Genomic DNA, 19,788 nt, shown 5'->3' with positions numbered 1-19,788 from the left:
TCATTGTTTTTTTGCCATTAGATAGATTCTTTTGAACCTTAAATCGACCATGTCTGAGTCATCTGCCTGTTCTTTAAAGGCTTCTTTAACCAGCTCACGGAAGGAATTAATATAATCATCTGTCAGAATTGCAGTGTAAAAAGATTGATTTAAATAACCGTTTTCGGCTCCGGACTGAAAAATTCTGTATGCCTCTTCAACAGAGAAGAGATTCGATTCATCTCGAAGTTCACTATAAATCACATTAAATCCGCAGTTCCTGAACACCTGTTCGTATTCTTCTTTGCTCTCAAGGAAAAACCATGGGCTTTTAAAGTGTCTAAATATCTCTTGTGTATCCGGATGTTTGCTTATTTTCTTTATTGCTGCAACAAAGTTCGGACTGTAAAGCTGAGTAGCGGGAGCCTGTATTCCTATTCTACCACCTTGCCGAAGTGCATTAAAACAGCGATTCAATGCCTTCTCCGGCTTTTGAAACCATTGGAAAGTTGAATTACACACGATAACGTCAAAGCTGACAGGCAGCTCTAGATTTTCAGCATCCATTACATAATACGTTAAATTCGGAAATTCCTGACCGGAGCTTACCGCCTGTTCTATCATACCCTCAGAAATATCGATTCCTATTACAGTTCCGTCCGTAATCTGCGCTATTTTTTTTGTGATATGGCCTGGCCCACAGCCCAGGTCAAGGACGTCTTCTCCTGGCTGGATTGATAATAAGTTCAGAAGAATTTCGGAAGCTGACTTTTGAACCAGTGAGTTGTTTGCATACGTAAAAGCTTTGGAATTAAAACTTACTTTTGACATATTCGGCTACTCTCCTAAAGTCCAATTTCTCTGTTTCATTTTCATTGCTTAATTTTTTTACATCACTTGATATCATTATTGACCTGATAAAAGTATCTGATATTAGCAACATTTCCGTGTTACTAAAAAATTATGCAATAAGTTTGAAAGTCGCTTGCGACAATATTCTCTATAAAATCTTTCTCTCAAGGGTCTCAAACAATAAATGTCAGGGGATTATTATGAATTTAAAAAAAGGGATGAAAAAACAGTTTAAGGAATTAAACTGCAAAATTTACAAAGATTTATTAAAGTTAATTGAAAAGTTCAAATGTGTTAAGTTAAACCTGATTTTTACTCAATCCGTGGAGGCGGTGCAATGAGAAATTTTATAAAATATGGGATTTTTTTAATTGCAGCTCTTTCTTTGTTAACGTTAAATGTTTCTGCGCTATCCAGTTCTTCAGACGATAATATCAAACTCGAAAATAATAACGATGAACCTATTGAGATTGGCATATGTATAGAATTTGAACTATACACTCATGAGGAGTTAAGTAATTACTCCGATACGATTGTAATAGGTACAGTCAAAGAAATACTTCCACCCAGATGGAATACCATAGACGGAAAACAGCCAAATAAAACACGCCGTGCACTCCTCCGGGAGAACGTCATTTATACTGACGTTGTTATAAGCGTTGATGAATATCTCAAAAACCCGTTAACCTCCAGGGAAGTTACCGTGAGAACTACTGGCGGAAAAATCGGAAAAGTTAACATGACTACGGACTCTGATCCGAGTTTCAAAGTGGGTGAGAAGGTTTTGCTTTTTCTGAGTAAAGATTACAGCCCTGATACTAAGGATTTTGGTCCTGAGTATTTCATAGTTACGGATTTTTACCTGGGCAAATATACGTTGACTGATGATGGGAAAGCTGTAAGACCTGATGAAAATACTACTCTGGAGGAGTTGTTGAGTACAATTAAAGATAGCAACGATACAGAAGGAAAATCTAAATTTCCAGAATCGGGTAATAAAGATGAAGTTGCATGTAATGATGAGCCTTTGTACGCTGAAGTCAGCGGATCTCTTATAGGGTTAAACCACACAGAATTAAGTAAGAATTCAGATACGGTTATTATAGGCACGGTTAAAGAAATACTTCCAAGCAAATGGAATAATGCTGACGGAAAAAACCCCGGTCAAGACATTGAATTCGACCTTAATAACACTATTTATACTGACACTATCATAATTGTGGATGAATATCTCAAAAATCCATTGTCATCTAAAGAAGTTAGAGTGAGAGTGGAAGGTGGAACAGTAGGAAATGATACTCTGTTAAGCGAATGTGAACCTGCGTTTCAACCTGCCGAACGGGTTTTGCTCTACTTGATGAAAGATGATAATCCTGCTACCAGGGACATTAGCCCTGAACACTTCATAGTTACAGGGGCTTTACAGGGAAAGTATACATTAACCGACGATGGGAAAGCTGTAAGACCTGATGAAACTGTTAATCAGGAAGAATTACTGAGTACAATTAATCAAGCCGATAAAAGAAGTGCTCCTTTCATGAGTTCTTTCTTTGTTGTTGCAGCGTTTCTTTGGGCAGTTTCGGCTGTAAAACGCAGGTAGTGATAAGTTGTTTATTATCTGATTAAATGGCTGTTCATTCTCATATATGGTAAGTCCTGAGAATTTATTATGAAGCCGGAAAATCGAAACACTTTGCAGAGGAAGTAGAAAAGTGAGTGTTTACAGTAATGGCATCCTTTTATTCAGGTTCAGGAACGAAAGGCTCGAAGTAATGCTGGTCCATCCGGGTGGGCCAATCTGGTCAAAAAAAGACCACGGAGTATGGTCGATACCCAAAGGGCTTCCCGAGAAAGATGAAAACCTTCTGGATACTGCAAAAAGAGAGTTTAAGGAAGAAACAGGTTTTGAGGTTGACGGCGAGTTTATTGATCTTGGAGAGTTGAATCAGTCAAGATATAAGACAGTGCATGTATGGGCTCTTGAAAAAGACCTGGATGTAACAAATGTTGTAAGTAATACATTTAAGCTTGAGTGGCCGAAAAAATCCGGAAAAGTGCAGGAATTCCCGGAGGTCGATAAAGCAGGCTGGTTCGATATTGAGCTGGCCAAGAAAAAAATACGCAGAGAACAGATAGGTTTTCTCCATAGACTTATGGATATTATTAACTACTCTCAGAAGGAAGAGCACCTGGAAAGGAAAAAAAGATACAGGCAAACAACACTGTTTTAAATAATGATATAATATTTTTTGCTTTACGCACCACTGTCTCTAAAGCAGACATTCAATATCCGGATTTCTGTATGCGAGCCAGAAGGGATAATAAAACGGCGACTTCCGTATCCCTTTTGCTCATTTTAACCGCTGCAAAAACCGAAGGAATTTAACCCTTCGGCACATAACTCTGAGAATTATAAATCACTCTGAGAGGTTTAAACCCTTTGGAACTTAGTCCTCATTTGGCGAATCTTGTTTTCGAGTATATAATGCATAATCTGTCAATACGATCCCATGTAACATCATATGAAAATTTAGCATAAGAAAAAGGGTACTTTACCCAAAAAACCGCTTTCTTGAAACTCGATAGGTCCCTGTAACCCTCTACCCACATAGATTCGCTTAAAAATCCCTTCCAGATAAGAGATTTTTGCATACGTTTCCATCGTCTGAACATGTGTGCTATCATGAGTAAGAAGGTACAAACGACTGCTAACTGCTTTTTTGTCATTTTTCACCCTCAAGACTTAACAAACTTGATAAACCTGATAAACTTAACAAATTCTATAGATTTAATAAGCTTTATAAATTCAATAAATTAATAAACTTTACAAACTTAATATGATAATAAACCTAATAATATAATCTCCAATAGGGCAAAGTTTTCTGTATTTAGCTGAAGTAGACTCAAACCAGCTTTTATTAAGATTAAAATTCTTGCTGGAAAATATCAAACTCTCCCAAAAGATAACAAATCTTTTTTGATAGTCTGACATGTTAAAATAGATCTTCTTTCTCTTATAAGTTTTTGCTTCAAAAAGGACTGTAAAGTTTTAGAATGTTTTCGCTGATATTTTAGTCCTGCTTGATTGCACTGGAGGTTTTTAGTCACAGTGTAGACTTAATCTGTTTACAAAGATATTAACAGGCTCGAGTCGCTCCTTTGCAATAAAAACAGAATATTGGTAGTCTGAAGTCGTGCGCCCATGCTGTTTTTCAATAAATTTATAGTATTGGTTTAAAACAGCGGCAGAAAGGAAATAAGTGACAGAAAGGAAAATAAGGGGCAGAAAGGAAATAAATGACAGAAAGGAAAATAAGTGACAGAAAGGGCATAAGTAAATTAATAGAGAAATGAAAAATTCGTTTTTCAGTTTCAATAGGCTCAAAACTTAATCCTTTTTAGGACATATCTCTTTGAGGCCTGAAACTACTTCAGCCATAAGTTGAACAGGAATACCCATAAGCATTTCTTCATCTTCCATCTCGGTACTGCCTCTGCTGCCAATACAACCGACTGAAACTCCTGCTCTGCCTTCTTTATAAACTTGCACAACACTTTCAGAGCACAGGCTTTGCGCTCCCGAAAAACCTGTTTCGAGCCTGCCTCCTGCCTTATACAGATGCGCCTGGGTAAGCAACATAACCTGTCTGGGGTTGCAGATAAAAACTACAACATCAGGAATAAATGAGGCTTCTTCAAGGGGAGCATACATTACACTTTCTACTGAATCAGGTGGAAGAACAGCTATTTTTTCTACAGTATACCTTGCAGCTCCCTGTGTACTGAATAATTTAAAATCTTTGTAATATGATTCTCCGCTGAATACTTCGGGAGGAATTTCATTAAGGCCCATTGTGCCAGCTCCAATTTTACACAGTTGATCCTCACCCAGGGTATAGAATTCTTCTCCTGTTCTCCTTACTCTGTCAACGAACTGGCAATGAGTCATACCCAGGTCTACTCTTTTAATCCCTTCTGGAATTTCTCTTCCTTTTAAAATTAATGTTACTGCAACAGGAGATGTTATAAGTTGCAGATACTCAATGAGTTCCTGTCCGTAACTGTTTATTTCTTTTACATCCATATTTTTAACCCCGATTTTTACTTTGATTTCTAGCCCTGATTTGTTATCGTTCTTCGGATTGGGATTTGTTAATTTCTACAGGCTCGACCTCGGCCACGGCTTTTTCCCTTGATGCTGAAACGACGCCCTTTGCAATGGCCTGGTTAATGATATTCTTCAGATCCTGCAGGGATTTAATGGCTTCACTCTCGCTTTTTATCATTGTCATGGTTACCTTTCCGGTACCATAAATAGTTGTAACGATCTCTTCTTTTTGAATCATCAGGGCATTTATTCTGTCAGAATATCGGCTTCCGGGAAAAAGAGGCGTAAAAAGCCTCAGATATCCGCCTGGCGGAGGAGCCATATCTGCAATTACCCTGAATTTTGAAGAGTCGGCTATACAGTGCAAAAGATGCCTGATCTCAGTGACCTCTATCGGTTTTACCTCAAAGAGATCTTCAGTTTTACTCCCATTTTTTTCTTTCTTATCCTTAAGGAAATCCTTGCCATACCCGCTTAACTTTACAGTTCCTTCTTCGATTTCAATCAGGTTTGCCTTTTGCAGAAGCTTCAGGTGAAAATCAAACGCGGTTTTCCCTATCTCCCCTCCAATTTCCCCGATGCTTTTATTTCCCGAAGATAAGAAGTTCATTATCTTTTGTCTGGTGACATTGGCCATGACATTATTAACTAATTTTATTTCGTTAGGATTTACAGACATCTTAAGACCAGCGAGAACTCAAAATTTAATTTTTGTTTTTTTCCAAATAATTTATTATATCAGACTTTCACCCAACAAATAGCCGCCTTTAGAATACGTCTTCTGAATCTCTCTGCGGCTCACCCATATTAGACTACATTATCAAATATTATTTTTTCTGCTTTTTCTAAATAAAAAATAATACATATTATTAATCTGGAGTGTGACGTTATTTTTAAGGATATTCGCACAACCTCTATTTTCAAAAATTGACCTGACAAAAATCCCTTTTGTTTTTGTGTTTGAGCCTATCCTGAAACCAATTTTGTTCCATTCTCTGGGATTAAAAGGGTCTGGGTGTGAGCGAGATTTAGCCTGTTATAGGAGTAATGGAGAGAAATAGGAGTAATGGAGAGAAAGAGAGGATTGGAGCGAACAAATAGCTGCAATGGTTTGTTTTCACGTACTGCTAAACCGTATAATAAACTCTGTTCCATTATCTCTTTTCAGTTCAAGTTCGCCATCTAACTGGTCTACAAGGGAAGTTACAAGCTGAAGTCCCAGGCTGTCGAGGACTTCAATATCAAGATATTCAGGGATGCCTACGCCATTATCTGAAACAATTAGAACAAAGTCAACGCCCTTACAGCCTTTGGTTTTGGATTCTCCTTCTTCACCCCTCTGGAGTTTAATCCGGATTTCTCCTTTATCCATGTCAGGAAATGCATACTTGAGAGAGTTTGAAACCAGTTCGTTAATGATTATCCCTAATGGAATAGCAGTATCCATATCTAAAAATAGGTTCTCTTCCAGGTCGAGGCTCAAGCTGACATCGGTTTCAATCCTGTATGTTTGGAGTAAATTATTAGCTAATTCTTTGATGTATTGAGAAAAGTTAAGCACATCGATATTTTCACCTTTGTACAGTTCCTCATGTATAAGGGCAATAGAAAGAACTCTGTCCATGCTTACTTTGAAAGCGTTCAACACTTCCGAATCTCTAATATTATTTCTGCCTTTAAATATCTCAGCCTGAAGATCCAGAAGAGAGGAGATTACCTGAAGATTATTCTTGATCCTGTGATGTATTTCCTTTTTACGGGCATTTTCGAAGTTTCGGAGTGCTTCTTCAGCTTCTTTTCGCTTAGTAATGTCAGTATGAAGGTTAAGTGTTCCAAAAAACTTACCATTCTTCTCAAGAATAGATTTGGAGTTTGTATGTGTCCAGACAGGGTAGCCGTCTTTACGTATAAACTTAATTTCGAAGCTCTCATTGACATTTTCCCACCCTTTTTCTAACTTCTTTTTGATAATAGCCTTACTTTCACCACTGATAAGGTCCCACATCGACCTGCCAGTGAGTTCTTCCGCACTGTAACCAAACATATCTTCAATCTTCTTATTGACAAAAGTAATTTTTTCTTCTGAATCAATTATGCTTATGCCTTCATTTGCTGTCTCTACGATGTTGCGGTACTTTTCCTCACTTACGCTCAGTGCTTCTAAAAGGGCTTCCCGTTCAGCCAGCGATTGAGCCAGCCTGTTATTGCTATAGCTCAACTGTGAGAGTATGCTGGCAAACGTAATGAAAAAGGACAGGGCTGTATTTACAGTTTTTCTACTTAACCGCGGGACTTTTTCAAGTGCTTTTATATATTCATCTTCATTGAAGCCGTATTTTCTAGCCTGTGATCGGAAAAGCTCATAGTCAAGAGGCTCATCATCAAAAATGAACTGCCCTGCGATGATATTGCCTATATGCCGGTTGTTCACCATAATGGGGGTCAATATATCCCACATATTGTTCCTGCACCTGTACAGCTTATACTCTCCCGGGAGGATATCCCTGGATTGTTCTATGATACTTTCCATGCAGTGCTTGCAAGTTTCTGGATGAATCCTGTGAAATTTAGAGCAGATCTCCTGAAATCCAGCGCCTACCAGAACATTGTCTTTAAGATCCCTTAAGCCGATTGGAATATGAGTAAGTTCATAGAAATCATTAATCAAAGACTGGACCGTCTGGATGTCAATAATCTCGACAAGCTCCACGTTCGCTGTTTCCTGAGGTTCACTTTCCTTAACTTTTTCATCGAGATTCTTCTGATTGTTTATATTAAACTCGTAAATGTTCACACATCCTTCTTCCGGTGAGGGATAAAACCTGTCCAGTTTGAGTAAAGAGCCCTCCCATCCTTTTCTACGCCGATTACAGGATTTGGTTCTTTGCTAGAAATAGCTCCATTTTATTCATTTTTCCCTTTGGATCTCCTTCTTTGATAGTAATGTGACCATCTTCATTTAAGTGGAATGGAATAATAATTTAACCACTACTACTTTTATTTCTATTGTATTATAAAGGTAGGGCTTACTATCCTGGGGAGCAAATCAGTTTTTGCTAATGCACATGCAATCTCCAGAGGAAGTGAGAAGGGTTGCCGAGCATTTTATCGGAGGAGTAACTTTCCTGATTCTGCCCTACAGAATTACTAGCTCTCAGGAATTCAGCTTTAAGCAAAGAATAGCCATAACTGAGCACGTTCATCACATTAAGAGAAAATTATTTACTAAATATCTACAGACTTCCTAGCATGAATTTCGGATTTTTAATTTTTCCCGGGCTAGAAGAACTTGATCTTGTGGGCCCCTGGGAAATAATATCGCTCTGGAGCAAATTTGCTCAGGGGCCTGAAAAATGCCTGATGATTGCCGAAAATTCCGGCCCCGTGGTCTGCAGCAAGGGAATGTCGATAAACCCCCATGCTACCTTTGCGGACTGCCACCCACTTGATTTTCTCCTGGTTCCCGGCGGCGAAGGCACGCGCAAAGAGGTAGACAATCCGTCTCTTATCCAATTCGTTGCCTCGCAGGCTGAGAACTGTAAAGCTGTGCTTTCCGTATGCACAGGAACATTCATCCTCCACCGTGCCGGTTTGCTCACAAACAAAAAAGCCACTACCCACTGGGGTTCACTCCCGAGATTACGAGAACTGGGCGACGTGGAGGCGGTGGAGGAAAGGGTTGTAAGGGACGGGAATACCTGAACTTCGGCAGGCAAAATTCAATTAGGTGCTGAGTACTACCCGTCCGGCAGGTCGTATGGAATAATGCACAAAATTCCGCAGGCTCCGGAGTATTTGAGGAAAAGGGATTGAAAAAACCCCAAAACTCTCAAAACCCTCAACTATTAACTTATGAGGTTTTCAAATTTTTAAATTTTCAGACATTAAAAAGCTTTACTGCCAAGTAACCTGAAGTGGCTTCCTGCGGGGAATCCCATATATTTTATACTTCGGGTTGCCAAACATCATTGCATAGGCAGATTTTCTTCCTGCAGGCAGATTAAGCTCTTTCTGGAGAGGCTCATAGAACATGGCAGCCGCTGCAACAAAACCAGCCCAGCAGGTTCCGATGCCGAATGCCGGCGCAACGATATCGAAATGCGTGAGGGCGATAATGGCATCTATCGATGCAATATGGTTATCTTCTGGGATATGGGCGAAAAGCAGATGCGGAGCACCGCGGCAGATGACGTCGTTTCCCTGCTCCCATGCAGAAATAAGTACGGGTACATACCCGCTCATGGGATGTGGGGTGTTCAACAGGGTTTTCATCCATTCCATAGTGAGTTTGGCAACCTTTCTGACCTTTTCAGAGTCATAGATCACAAGCCATTCGACCGGCTGCCCATTGCCGCCGGATGCTGCATAGCGGGCAATATCGAGAACCTCAAGGATTTTTTCCTTCGGCACAGGTTCTTCGGTAAAGTGCCTGACAGACCTGCGCTTCTTAATATAATATGCTATATCTTCCGGGGCGATAGTTCCAGAATCAGGCAGTAAGTGAATTTTCTCTTCCGGGCTGAGGTTCAGAACTAGAGCCTTGGAGGGGCAGAAAGCCTCACAGTGCCCGCAGTAGAAACAATGGGAAACATTTTCTTCCTGCACCTGCGGGAGATTAGTTTCATTATCCGGACTGATAATACCTGCAGAGCATACTTTTACACAGATGCCACACCCTGTGCAGCTATCCTGATCAACGATAATATGAGCCATTATATCAAATCCTGTTAAGGGCATATATATTAACAGGCCAGCATTTATTACTTTCTTTTTCTCTATCTGTAAAGTTTCGTTAATTCAATCACTGAATGGGCAAAGAATAATAGGTTTGATACTTTTCTGTTTGCCGTATTTCATCAGGTTTTACAGGAGATTTTCATCTGCCCATTTATCAAATACCTTCAATTGCTCTTCCGTATGGAAGTAATGTTCCCCATGCTCCAGAACCTCAACTGTTGATTGATACCTCTCTGCAAATGCTGAAATCTCGTCCCATTCTGACAGGTTATCAGCAGAACCATACAGAATAGCAGCAGGTGCTTTCCATTCAAAATTAATTGGGTTTTCCCTCACGTAACAGTAATAGTTCCATTCCAGTACCTGCCCGATCGGCAACCGGATTTTATGCTCTTCTTTCAGTCTTTCTTCGCTTACATGGAAACTTTCCATCATGTTGCTTATGATGCGTTCCATATTGACGATGGGCGAGAGAAATAAACTTTGCTTTATATTCAGGTCGTGATAGGCGAGAAGACTGAAATAGGCTCCCATGCTGCAAGCAAACAGATGAATATCAGATGCAAGTGACCTTGCATATTCATAAACAGCAGTCAGATCGCTTACGCAATTTTCCGGGATACAGGCATATTCCTCACCCATACGCTCACCATGCATGGGCAGGTCAAAGCTCAGAGCCCGGTAACCTTTCTCGACGGCTTTTTGTGCCATCATGGAAATTACGGTATCCTCTTTATTTGAAAGGTTGCCATGGACTTCAATCAACAGCTTTTCACTCTGCTCTCCCCACAGGATGGCAGGAATACGTATGTTATTATTTGAGATATAAAAGTGTCTTTTATCCATTCTATCACTTCTCTCTAAACAACAAATAAATTTAATTCGCAACCTTTAGATTTAGTTCCAAAATCCAATGATAAATAGAGCAGGATATTGTTCCAGGTTGATTCTTGTATTTATCACCTTACAACATTTACTTAAAAATGAATCTTTTAGCAGGAATATTTGATAAGAATATGAAAATTTGTATTTTGCCAGAACACGGAATTTTAGTGATAAATTCAACACGTTTCATCAAGAAAGGAAAATTAAATAGACTTCGAGATTCAAACTCTTAAGAAGAGAAAGTTAACATGAAGGGGAAGTTAACATGGATGAAGGAGAGAACAAGAATATGGATGCTGAAGAAATCAGGGCAATCTTCAAATTTTCAGCCCTGGAAAAAAATATGATTTCAAGTTTTGGAATCCAGGCCGATCTGTTTCTTCCTTTCTTGCTTTCGCTGAAATCAGGAGGCTCGTGGAGCTATGCCTCCGAAGAGACAAAAAGCATGGCAGTAAAAGATGTAATTACTTATTACGATGAGGAAAGCAAAACCGGCTATACCCAGGAAAAGATCTACTTTTTCATCGACCCAGAGATCGTAGCCGAAGAAGGAGTTATCCGCAGGCTGGAAAAATGCGGGACAAAAGAAGAAAGAGAACTGGTTGAAAGGCCTTATGTAATAACCCTGCAGGCGAAAAGGATCATATTTGCAGAGGTAAACCCTGAACTCAGGAAAATAACAGTCAGGGAACTGGCGAAAAAAAGCATAAAACTGAAAGGTACGCCGGCATACAGTGCGTCTCATGAAATAGAGCATCTTGAGAAAGGAGAAATAAAAGGAGTTCCGTTATGGAACTTTGAATATGTCAAAGATACGGTGAAAAATGAACAGAAAAAGGTTCAGTAAAAATATAATATGGGTTATGACGGAAGCTATGATCTGAAGTCTGGATCGCAAGTATTCTTTACCCGTACGACCTTATTCACTGTACTGAACCGTTCCTGTACGCTCGACGCAGGAGAGCGGCTTTCCCGCGATAAAAAAGAAGAAAAGAGAAGCGAATAAATAAAAATCACAATGCAAATTAATGTCAGAATTCCTTGAAAACCCGGAAAACCAGGACGAATTTTGCAAAAAAAGGGAAGCATATTTTACATACTTGTTTCATTTTTAACACTTTTCAAGTCTCTTTTTCCCTCTACTGTCTTCCGCTTTTCTCTTCTTTTTTACGCTTTTTGTGTAGAGCCGCCAGACAAGCTGGCGGTATTTCAGTTAATATGTGAATTCAAAAGCTCCTTTTGTTACGAGCTATAATAAGCCGGTGACGCGCCTATAATCATATATTTAAATATTGGATTTGAATATTGGCTCACGGAATAAGTAAGGCATTTATCCGGGCTGGTGATGCGTCTCACTCCCGCAACCCGCAGTAGAAAAAACAAAAAATTCCGATAGGGTGCTCTGCTTTGAATGATGTTGATGACTGATCCGGAACCGCCAGATTATTTTTGCCTGATTATGTTCTTGACACGCCTGTCCCATTCCGTGGACTCGAAAAGCTCCTTCAGTTCAGGGGAATCTTCGATAAAGCAGAAGCCCCAGTAAACAGCAGGCAAAAATTCCCGCTTCCACTGCTCTTTTTTCTTTTTATCGAGGAACTGGTAGGTTTCCGAAGACGAGAGGCGGCTCACGAAGCCAAGCACTTTGACGAGGTCAGGAATAGTCTTCTGGGCAGAGCCGAGTTTAAGGCATTTAAGCCTGTTGCTGTCTATTTTTCTCGTATCTGGCTCGAATCCCAGGGCTTTTAGGATTTTGTTTTTCTCGGGTGCGGAAATTCTCCCGCCTTCATATTTTAGGGAATTAAGAGCCTGGAGTTTAAGGAGCCATTCAACTTCCCCAAAGACCTTGGGTTTGTGCTGCCTTGAAACATCTCCCAACCTGCGGTCTTCATAGGCTTCCCTCTTGAGCTTATTTATCTTTCCTGAAAGTTCGGCAAGCTCTTCGGCATCCCTGAGTTCCTTTACTCTGAACCGCAGGGTAGCCCGCATGAGTTCCCTCTTTTCGCGTTCAAAAGCTCCGATATCTTTTTCCTCGGTAAGGGCAAGCAGGCGCGAAAAATACTTTGACCTTATGACAGTCGGAGGAAGCCTTACAGGCACTTCCCTGATTTGGGCACCTTTTCCTTTGCCTTTTGCAAGAGCACTGAAGTCCACTTTATTGATCTCGATTTTCCCTTCTTCAATTGCCCTGGCTGCGTCTCCTTCGGAGAAAAGTTCTTCGAGGCGGATTTCGGGCTGAAGCATCTGAACCTGGTCAACCTTTTCGCCGTTAAAAACCCCTTCTCCAAAGCGCTGATAAAGGGAATCAATGCTGTCCGAAATCTCAAAGATTTTACCTTTATCCTTTCCGGAAACGGGAGAAAGCCTTGTAACCCTTCCCACCTGCTGCTCAAAAAGCCGCATACTCAGGGTGGGACGCAGAAGGATAAGAGACTCAAGAGCCGGAAAGTCAAAGCCCTCTATCAGCATGCCGACCGTGCACAGGATATAGGGCGGCCTCTCCGCATCCCTGAATGCTGCAAGAAGAGCACTCTGTTCGTCTCTGGACAATTCTGAGGTTATAAAAGCTGTGTCTTTGAACTCTCCAGCGGAGTTATAATTATCAAAATCGAGAGGCAAAGCAGGCTCTGCATCCTTTTCAAGTGCCTGAGCTGAAATTTCCCCATTGAATACCGAAGCAGTAAGTTTTGCATGAAAAGCATTGATTTCCTCTCCTTCTCCTCCGGCTCCATAGACTCTTTTCCTTACAGGGGCACAGAAGACGAGAGTCTTTGAATTCTTCTGTTTTATCAGAGAATCATATACGTCTTTAGCAAGCTGCGTCCTTTTCACTACTTTTTTCAATTTGTCAGCTGTGCTGCAGTCAAGGAAAAGGTCCTGCTTATCAAGTTCATCCAGCCCTTTCTCAAAGTCGAAAATCTCAAAGATGTCCTCCGAACTTTCTGCAATAGTATATTTGAGGGGTGCAAGTTCATTGTCAAGAATACATTCGGGCAGTGTCTTTGCATAAATTTCACGCATATCCCCGGCAATTTCGTCCACGAACTTGACATTTCCAACAACACCCTGGAAAGGAGTTGCAGTCATCCCCATGATTCTGGTCTGTTCTCCGAACTCGTTGAGGAAATCATTTCCCCTGTTATTGATGAAGTTGTGGATCTCATCCACTATCACAAGGTCGGCGTACTCAAGAAGCAATTCTTTGATTTCTGATGCCTGTTTTCCAAGCAGGGTCTGTAAAGAGGCAAAAATCACAAAACCTTTATCTTTTTCCTGCCCTGACTCTCTGAGAGCTTCTGCAATTTCTTTTCTCGATATTTTATGTTCGGAAGAGAGGATTGCGCTATCCGGAAAAAGAGGCCTGTCTTTTTTCCTGTCATAGTAAGTCTGGGTTAAGAGAGGGTTGTTTTTCGAAATCAGGAAAAGAACAAGCTTTCCATTTTCGTAATATTCTTTCATTATATGTTTTGCAAGAAAAGTCTTACCCCAGCCCGTTGGAACTTTGATATAGCCTCTCTGATGGGTTTCAAAATACCCCAGAATATCTTTAAAGATTCTTTTCTTATCTTCCCTCAAGGGCTCGAGCTCGACTGTTTCCATGCCGGCTTCGGCTTCATTTGAAATTGTCATCAGTACGCTGTCCTTATAATTTTAACATTATGGATTTTGGATAAATTCTAGATTTGGATATATTTTAAAACCAGAAAGCTACCTTTCAAAGAGTTCTTTTAAAGAGTTTTCCGGAAAACTGTATGCTCCATGCACAGGAAACAGTGCATAGAGTATGCACAGGCAAAGGTGCATGCAACTGGAAAGATTCTAAGAATTATTCCCCTCACTGTAAAATAACAAATAAAAACCTTCAGTCAGGAATACCTGGATTAAACCCGGACTGAACTTGAACTGAATCTGACTATCTCCTTTCATTCCAAAATCGAAAAGAGTATGTCTAAACTTCTTTTAGTTAAAAGGAATCCCTTTTCAATAATAAATAACTACGGCAATATAAGAATTACGGCGGATGAGAGTTACAATAATGTAAATTTTCTGAAATATATAATGTTATAATATATAGTAACTATAAAAATATAACTGTTTTGAGAGCAATTTCAGGAATTAAAGGAATAAATTAAAGGAAAATTCATTGAAGAGATCTTCATTTGAAATTTTCCTGGTTGAAATTTTCCTGGTAGAAATTTACCTAGTTATTCCTGAAAGGGCTCCAATTTATTTGATTCCTTTAACTCAAATTTCTTTAGGTTAGATTTCCTTAAGTTAGATTTCCCTAAGTTAGATTTCCCTAAGTTAGATTTCCCTAAGTTAGATTTCTTGACTTCAAATTGCTTGGAAAAACTTTGCTTAGAAAAACTTCGGCCTTACAGAAAGGTATTTTGCAAGCGGAAGTTTCCTGAAAGGTTTGCCAGCAGTTTCTTCTTTTATGCGGGCACTGAGCTCTTCCGGAGTTATCTGGACTTTTTTTGGTTTATCCTGTCCTGACTCTGCACGGATGGTTACGTTAATCGAGCCTTCTTCGACCTCTCTGTCTCCAATGACCACAACATAAGGCACCCATTCCCTGCCAGCTTCTCTTACTTTCTTTCCTATTGACAGGTCGCGGTCGTCAATGTCGACCCTGCAGTCCAGTTTCTTCGAAACCTCTTCGGCAAAAGGAATGTGCTTTTCCGAAACCGGCACGATCCTGACCTGAGTAGGGGAAAGCCAGACAGGCAGCATCGGGACCTTTCCTTCTTCGGTCTCCATTGCAGCCTTCTCAAGTAATGCATAAATGCAGCGTTCAATTGCGCCGCTTGGAGAGCAGTGGAGCACAGTAGGCCTTTCAAGCTTACCGTCTGCGTTTACATAGGAAATATCATACCTTTCGGCATTTTCCACGTCGATCTGGACAGTAGAAAGTGCACTTGCTTTGGCAAGGGCGTCCACGAAGTTAAACTCGAACTTGAGTACGAAGTAGAAGAAACGGGTATCCCACATCTCAACGAGCACAGGCTTGTTGACAGTTTTTGCCATGCTGACTACCAGCTCCTTATTAGACTCATAGAAGTCCTTCGTAAAGCGAATGGCAACCTCATAATCGTTAATATGGATTCCGACATTTTCAAGCACATTGATGCAGAGGTCATACTGTTCTTTGAACTGGTTTACTGCCTGGTCCATGCCCTCGCAAAGGGTATGCATATCAGGCATTGTAAAAGCCCTGAGCCTCCTCAAGCCCACAAGTTCCCCGCGCTGTTCCTTTCTGAAACTGTAGCGCGTCATTTCGATCATCCTGAGTGGCAGGTTCTTGTAGGAGATCGTCATGTCGTGGTTCATAAGGAACTGCCCGAAACAGGCTGCAAAACGCAGGAACATCTGCCTCTTGTCCGACTCGATAGAATACTGCCTTGCAGGGAACCTGTCAAGGTACTTTTTGAGAGTCGGGTGGTTCATGTCGTACATCAGGGGAGTTTCAACTTCCATTGCCCCGAAATCGGTTGCGACATCAAGCACGTAGTTTTCAATAAGGGATTTGACAAGCCTTCCTTTAGGGTAGTAGCGCATGTTTCCTGAGTCTGATCCCGGTTCGTAGTCTGCAAGCTCGAGCCTGCGCATGAGTTCGACATGAGGGGGAGCACGTTCAACTGCCCTGCTCTTGGAGATTTCATAATTCACGAACTGCTGAAGTTTAGGGTACGGTGTCAGATCAAAGCTTTCAACTTCGTGAAGTTCCCCGTCCGGAGTCAGGATGCGCCAGTAAGACCTTGCTGTACCTTCGGCTTTCAGGGCTTCGGAAACAACTTCTTCTTTTTCCTCAACTGCCACGACTTTGCATGACGACTTTTCAGTCCCTTCGGGACGGATGCTGCGGGAGAGTTCGGACAGGGGATGTCCTTTACAGCTTACGGTAAAAGCCTTATACCATCCGAAAGGTGCTCTTTTTACCTCAAATTTGGCTGAAAGAGCTTTTTCCATGCCTTTTAAAACCTGAACTGCAACTTTCGGAGAGGAAAGGTCAGAACTCAGGTGAGCGTAAGGATAAAGCATTATACGGTTTGTTTTGACCTGGGCTGCAACTTTTTCGATTTCAGAGACAGCCTTTTCTATAGCTTCTTCCGGATTGGCTTCGTCTACACTTTCCACAGCCGTAAAAGCGGTGAGGGCTTCCTCAAGCCTGCCCGACTTTAAGGACTCTTCTATTTTTTCAGCAACTGGAGTTTGTTTTTTGGTTTCGTATTCAATATAATCAGAGTGAATGAGCAATAACTGCATTCTATCACCTGTGTTTTCTAAACAGAATATGGATACCGAATTCGTTTCGGTTCCTGGTCAAACAGAGAATCAAACAGTATTATGGCTTAGTATTACGGCTTAAATGACTTAATACTACGACCTGATTTCCAGGCTGTTTGAGGTCTGTATCCGTCAGTAGATCCTGATTAAAGGAAGTAAGGAAGAATAATATGAAAGTCCTAACACCCTGCAATGATATAAAGCAATCCCTTTCTCTTCATTGAGGACGAACCTGTTCACTCTCCTGTTCAATCAATCCTGCATGATTCTGCAGGATTCCTGAGGTCAGGGTCAGCCCTGGCTGCCATTTCCGGATGAATCTGTTCCTGATAAACCCTGTAAGCTGCAACAAGAGCTCCCAGAAGAATGGGGGCTGCAAAGAAACCTGCAACTCCTCCTACAAAGGCTCCTCCGAGGAAGGCGAGCATAAGTAGCATAGGATGGATCTTTGATTTCAGGCTGGTCAGGTAAGGCCTGAGAATGAGTTCCGGAGGGCCGTAGATTACAAGGGAAGAGACGATAAAGAAAAGTGATGCGCTTTCAAACCCCTGATCAAAATAACGTACTATAGCCAGGGGCACAAGCACCATATATCCGGCAAAAAGAGGGATAACAGAGGCTATGAAAATCAGGGTTGCAAGGGCAAGCACGTGCGTAAATCCAAACGCGTAAAAGACAAATACCGAAGTTACGCTTACTATCAGGGCTGAATAAGCATTACCTATGAAAACCCCTTTGAGGATAAGGTCCAGATGGGCTGCATAACGGTTTACAATTGCCTGGTAATCTCCGGGAATTACGCCAAGGAAAGCACAATAAAGCCTGTCCCCGTCTGCAAGCAGGAAATAGCAGAATAGTATGGAAATTATAAAGTTAATTACGAAAAGTCCTATGCTCCGGGCATATGAGATCAGTCCTATACTGCCTACCGCAGGGAGCAAAGAGGTAAAAAGGTTCCAGATTGCGTTATTTATCCTTTCGACATATATTCCAGGAATTTCCATTGAATGTATGAATTCCAGAATTTCGCTCATAAATGTGGCCTGGTGTTCAATAAACCAGGAGATCTGGTTAAGGATCTCAACAATTCCGGCTCCAATAATGAATACTATAGGAACAAAAATACAGAGACTGGCAATGAGAGCCCCGATTTTTTTGTACTTCCCAAACTTTACCTGGATAGGCCTGGCAATATAAGCAAAGACCAGGCCGAGCACTATTCCGTCTGCCAGGGGCAGAAGGATCAGGAAAGCAAAGAACAAAAGCACAGCTAATGCAATAGCTGCTCCTATTTTCCAGCGGCTGGCGATAATCTGGCTGACTCCGTCCAGATATCCCTGCTGGAAAACCGGTCTATCGTGTTTTATATCTTTCGGCATCCTATAGGACAGTTAGAAATTCTTAATATATAAAATGATGTGCGTATTTACTGGTACAGTAAGTTCAAAAACGTAATCCTGGGCAGCGAGTTTGTGAATATTCAATAAAATCACCGGGTCTGACAACTCCTGACTCCAGTATGCATAGCTGTCGATCTGTCCTGAATAACCTGTCTGTGCTAGTTTCTTCATGATAAAACTTTCATGGACAAGCCTGTCTGGATTCGTAAATAGCGTTAGTTTCAGAACTGACCATCATTTTATAACTGACCATTATTTAATAACTAACCATTATTTTCGTCAATACAACTTCTCTTCAATGCACCTATATAAAATCCGTTATCAGAGTCTGCCTCGTGTCTCTTTCCCTGAGTCTTGAAACCCCTACACCCACAAGCCTTATTTTTTGTTTTCCGATAAATTCAGAAAGTAGTTGCATGGAGACCCTTTTAATCACGAAAATATCAGAAGTCCAGACAGGGATAGTCTTTGAACGTGTATATGTGGAAAAATCCTCGAAGCGCACTTTAAGGGTCACGACTTTAAAAAGAAATCTATCTCTTATGAGAGCTCTATGAACGCTCTCAGCAAGCAATTCAAGAAAGCCAGCAATTTTTACAGGGTCGTTTGTATCTTCTGCAAATGTTCCGCTACGGCTTATAGACTTAACCGCTTCGTCCAATTCCTTTACTTCACTGAAATCCAGGCCGTGTGCCGCCTGTTTCATCCACAGGCCCATTTTCCCGAACCTTTCAGAAAGCCTCTGGATATCGCAGTTTGCCAGCTCTTCAACTCTGGTTATGCCCATCAGTTTAAGTGCTTCGGTTGTTTTTCCACCTATACCCGGGATTTTTGAGACTTCCTGGGGATAAAGGAATTCCTGGACATCTTCAGGTCTTATGACGGTCAACCCGTCCGGTTTCTGTATCTTTGAAGCGACTTTTGCAATCAGCTTGTTCGGTCCGACTCCTACAGAACATGTAATTCTTTCCTGTTTCAGGATTTCGTCCTTTATCTTCAGGGCAATTATTGCAGCGTCTTCAAAACTACTGACAGCATCAGGCACCAGAAAAGCTTCGTCTACGCTAAACTGCTGGAATTTCTCAGCAAACCTTTTCATTATCTCCATTACGTTCGATGAGACCTGTGCATAGAGTTTCATGTTCACTGGCACAAAGGCAGCATCAGGACAAAGTTTATAAGCCTGCGAAACTGGCATCGCAGAACGAATTCCATATTCTCTTGCTTCATATGAGCAGGTACACACAACACCCCGACCCTTTCCTCTCTCAGGGTCTGCGCCTACTACAACTGGAAGCCCTCTCAGTTCCGGCTGTTCTCTGACCTCCACGGATGCAAAAAAGCTGTCCATGTCTACATGGAGGACAATCGGCCTTCCTGTGCTGTTTGCAGGTTGATTATGTGCGAGCATCAGGGCAATATTGGATGAAAAAATATAATAGGGATGAGAAAGCTGTGTGAAAGTATTGAATTGATAGACTTACTCTTCCACGAGAAGGCTGCCTTAAAAGTAAATTTTATTCCTTAAAAGTAAATCTT

Annotated in this window: 14 protein-coding genes; 4 read left to right on the top strand and 10 right to left on the bottom strand. The window is 41.1% G+C overall.

Annotated features, from left to right (window positions below):
• The gene (locus RSJ42_RS05840; protein ID WP_410509734.1) at positions 1–810 is read right to left on the bottom strand and encodes a class I SAM-dependent methyltransferase; all 810 of its coding nucleotides are present in this window, start codon (positions 808–810) and stop codon (positions 1–3) included.
• A 358-nt stretch (positions 811–1,168) separates the two neighbouring features.
• Here RSJ42_RS05840 and RSJ42_RS05835 point away from each other — a divergent pair, with 358 nt between their 5' ends.
• Together RSJ42_RS05835 and RSJ42_RS05830 are read left to right on the top strand one after the other, a co-directional pair.
• Positions 1,169–2,431, top strand: coding sequence for a hypothetical protein (locus RSJ42_RS05835; RefSeq protein ID WP_410509733.1), 1,263 nt, complete (start codon positions 1,169–1,171; stop codon positions 2,429–2,431).
• Positions 2,432–2,543: 112 nt separating this feature from the next.
• Positions 2,544–3,062 (top strand): NUDIX domain-containing protein, encoded by a 519-nt coding sequence (locus RSJ42_RS05830; protein ID WP_410509732.1) that lies wholly within the window; start codon positions 2,544–2,546, stop codon positions 3,060–3,062.
• A gap of 1,157 nt (positions 3,063–4,219) precedes the next feature.
• Here the strand turns inward: RSJ42_RS05830 and RSJ42_RS05825 are convergent.
• The 3 genes from RSJ42_RS05825 to RSJ42_RS05815 all read right to left on the bottom strand — a co-directional run bounded on the left by RSJ42_RS05825 (position 4,220) and on the right by RSJ42_RS05815 (position 7,733).
• Positions 4,220–4,915: a DUF169 domain-containing protein gene (locus RSJ42_RS05825; RefSeq protein ID WP_410509731.1), complete on the bottom strand. Its 696-nt coding sequence runs from the start codon at positions 4,913–4,915 to the stop codon at positions 4,220–4,222.
• A gap of 43 nt (positions 4,916–4,958) precedes the next feature.
• Positions 4,959–5,618, bottom strand: a complete 660-nt coding sequence (locus tag RSJ42_RS05820) for an ArsR family transcriptional regulator (RefSeq protein WP_410509730.1) — start codon at positions 5,616–5,618, stop codon at positions 4,959–4,961.
• Between the two features lie 438 nt (positions 5,619–6,056).
• Positions 6,057–7,733: a sensor histidine kinase gene (locus RSJ42_RS05815; protein WP_410509729.1), complete on the bottom strand. Its 1,677-nt coding sequence runs from the start codon at positions 7,731–7,733 to the stop codon at positions 6,057–6,059.
• A gap of 455 nt (positions 7,734–8,188) precedes the next feature.
• Between RSJ42_RS05815 and RSJ42_RS05810 the strand changes: the two genes are divergently transcribed.
• Positions 8,189–8,641, top strand: a complete 453-nt coding sequence (locus tag RSJ42_RS05810; protein ID WP_410509728.1) for a DJ-1/PfpI family protein — start codon at positions 8,189–8,191, stop codon at positions 8,639–8,641.
• Positions 8,642–8,833: 192 nt separating this feature from the next.
• Here the strand turns inward: RSJ42_RS05810 and RSJ42_RS05805 are convergent, their stop codons facing one another.
• Positions 8,834–9,676, bottom strand: a complete 843-nt coding sequence (locus RSJ42_RS05805) for a nitroreductase family protein (RefSeq protein ID WP_410509727.1) — start codon at positions 9,674–9,676, stop codon at positions 8,834–8,836.
• Positions 9,677–9,802: 126 nt separating this feature from the next.
• Positions 9,803–10,522: an alpha/beta hydrolase gene (locus RSJ42_RS05800; protein ID WP_410509726.1), complete on the bottom strand. Its 720-nt coding sequence runs from the start codon at positions 10,520–10,522 to the stop codon at positions 9,803–9,805.
• Positions 10,523–10,826: 304 nt separating this feature from the next.
• Between RSJ42_RS05800 and RSJ42_RS05795 the strand changes: the two genes are divergently transcribed.
• Positions 10,827–11,408, top strand: a complete 582-nt coding sequence (locus RSJ42_RS05795; protein WP_410509725.1) for a RimK/LysX family protein — start codon at positions 10,827–10,829, stop codon at positions 11,406–11,408.
• 596 nt (positions 11,409–12,004) lie between these two features.
• On the opposite strand, the gene RSJ42_RS05790 is transcribed toward RSJ42_RS05795, so the two are convergent.
• The 4 genes from RSJ42_RS05790 to dinB all read right to left on the bottom strand — a co-directional run bounded on the left by RSJ42_RS05790 (position 12,005) and on the right by dinB (position 19,663).
• A complete protein-coding gene (locus RSJ42_RS05790; RefSeq protein ID WP_410509724.1) occupies positions 12,005–14,191 on the bottom strand; it encodes a DEAD/DEAH box helicase in 2,187 nt (728 codons plus the stop codon).
• Positions 14,192–14,920: 729 nt separating this feature from the next.
• Positions 14,921–16,828 (bottom strand): threonine--tRNA ligase, encoded by a 1,908-nt coding sequence (locus RSJ42_RS05785; protein ID WP_410509723.1) that lies wholly within the window; start codon positions 16,826–16,828, stop codon positions 14,921–14,923.
• Positions 16,829–17,097: 269 nt separating this feature from the next.
• Positions 17,098–18,228, bottom strand: coding sequence for an AI-2E family transporter (locus RSJ42_RS05780; RefSeq protein WP_410509722.1), 1,131 nt, complete (start codon positions 18,226–18,228; stop codon positions 17,098–17,100).
• A 325-nt stretch (positions 18,229–18,553) separates the two neighbouring features.
• The gene (gene dinB / locus RSJ42_RS05775) at positions 18,554–19,663 is read right to left on the bottom strand and encodes a DNA polymerase IV (protein WP_410510328.1); all 1,110 of its coding nucleotides are present in this window, start codon (positions 19,661–19,663) and stop codon (positions 18,554–18,556) included.
• Between the last annotated feature and the right edge of the window lie 125 nt (positions 19,664–19,788).

The sequence above is a fragment of the Methanosarcina hadiensis genome (assembly GCF_046529725.1).
Taxonomy (GTDB): Archaea; Halobacteriota; Methanosarcinia; order Methanosarcinales; family Methanosarcinaceae; genus Methanosarcina; species Methanosarcina hadiensis.
Note: the sequence above shows the minus strand (reverse complement) of the source record. Positions and strands in the feature narration are given on the sequence as shown.

Bases quoted from the DNA above. Each gene is read 5' to 3' on its own strand.
- RSJ42_RS05805 (WP_410509727.1), bottom strand. From the start codon at position 9,676: ATGCCCTTAACAGGATTTGATATAATGGCTCATATTATCGTTGATCAG.
- RSJ42_RS05790 (WP_410509724.1), bottom strand. From the start codon at position 14,191: ATGACAATTTCAAATGAAGCCGAAGCCGGCATGGAAACAGTCGAGCTC.
- RSJ42_RS05840 (WP_410509734.1), bottom strand. From the start codon at position 810: ATGTCAAAAGTAAGTTTTAATTCCAAAGCTTTTACGTATGCAAACAAC.
- RSJ42_RS05800 (WP_410509726.1), bottom strand. From the start codon at position 10,522: ATGGATAAAAGACACTTTTATATCTCAAATAATAACATACGTATTCCT.
- RSJ42_RS05820 (WP_410509730.1), bottom strand. From the start codon at position 5,618: ATGTCTGTAAATCCTAACGAAATAAAATTAGTTAATAATGTCATGGCC.
- RSJ42_RS05780 (WP_410509722.1), bottom strand. From the start codon at position 18,228: ATGCCGAAAGATATAAAACACGATAGACCGGTTTTCCAGCAGGGATAT.
- RSJ42_RS05785 (WP_410509723.1), bottom strand. From the start codon at position 16,828: ATGCAGTTATTGCTCATTCACTCTGATTATATTGAATACGAAACCAAA.
- RSJ42_RS05810 (WP_410509728.1), top strand. From the start codon at position 8,189: ATGAATTTCGGATTTTTAATTTTTCCCGGGCTAGAAGAACTTGATCTT.
- RSJ42_RS05825 (WP_410509731.1), bottom strand. From the start codon at position 4,915: ATGGATGTAAAAGAAATAAACAGTTACGGACAGGAACTCATTGAGTAT.
- RSJ42_RS05835 (WP_410509733.1), top strand. From the start codon at position 1,169: ATGAGAAATTTTATAAAATATGGGATTTTTTTAATTGCAGCTCTTTCT.
- RSJ42_RS05795 (WP_410509725.1), top strand. From the start codon at position 10,827: ATGGATGAAGGAGAGAACAAGAATATGGATGCTGAAGAAATCAGGGCA.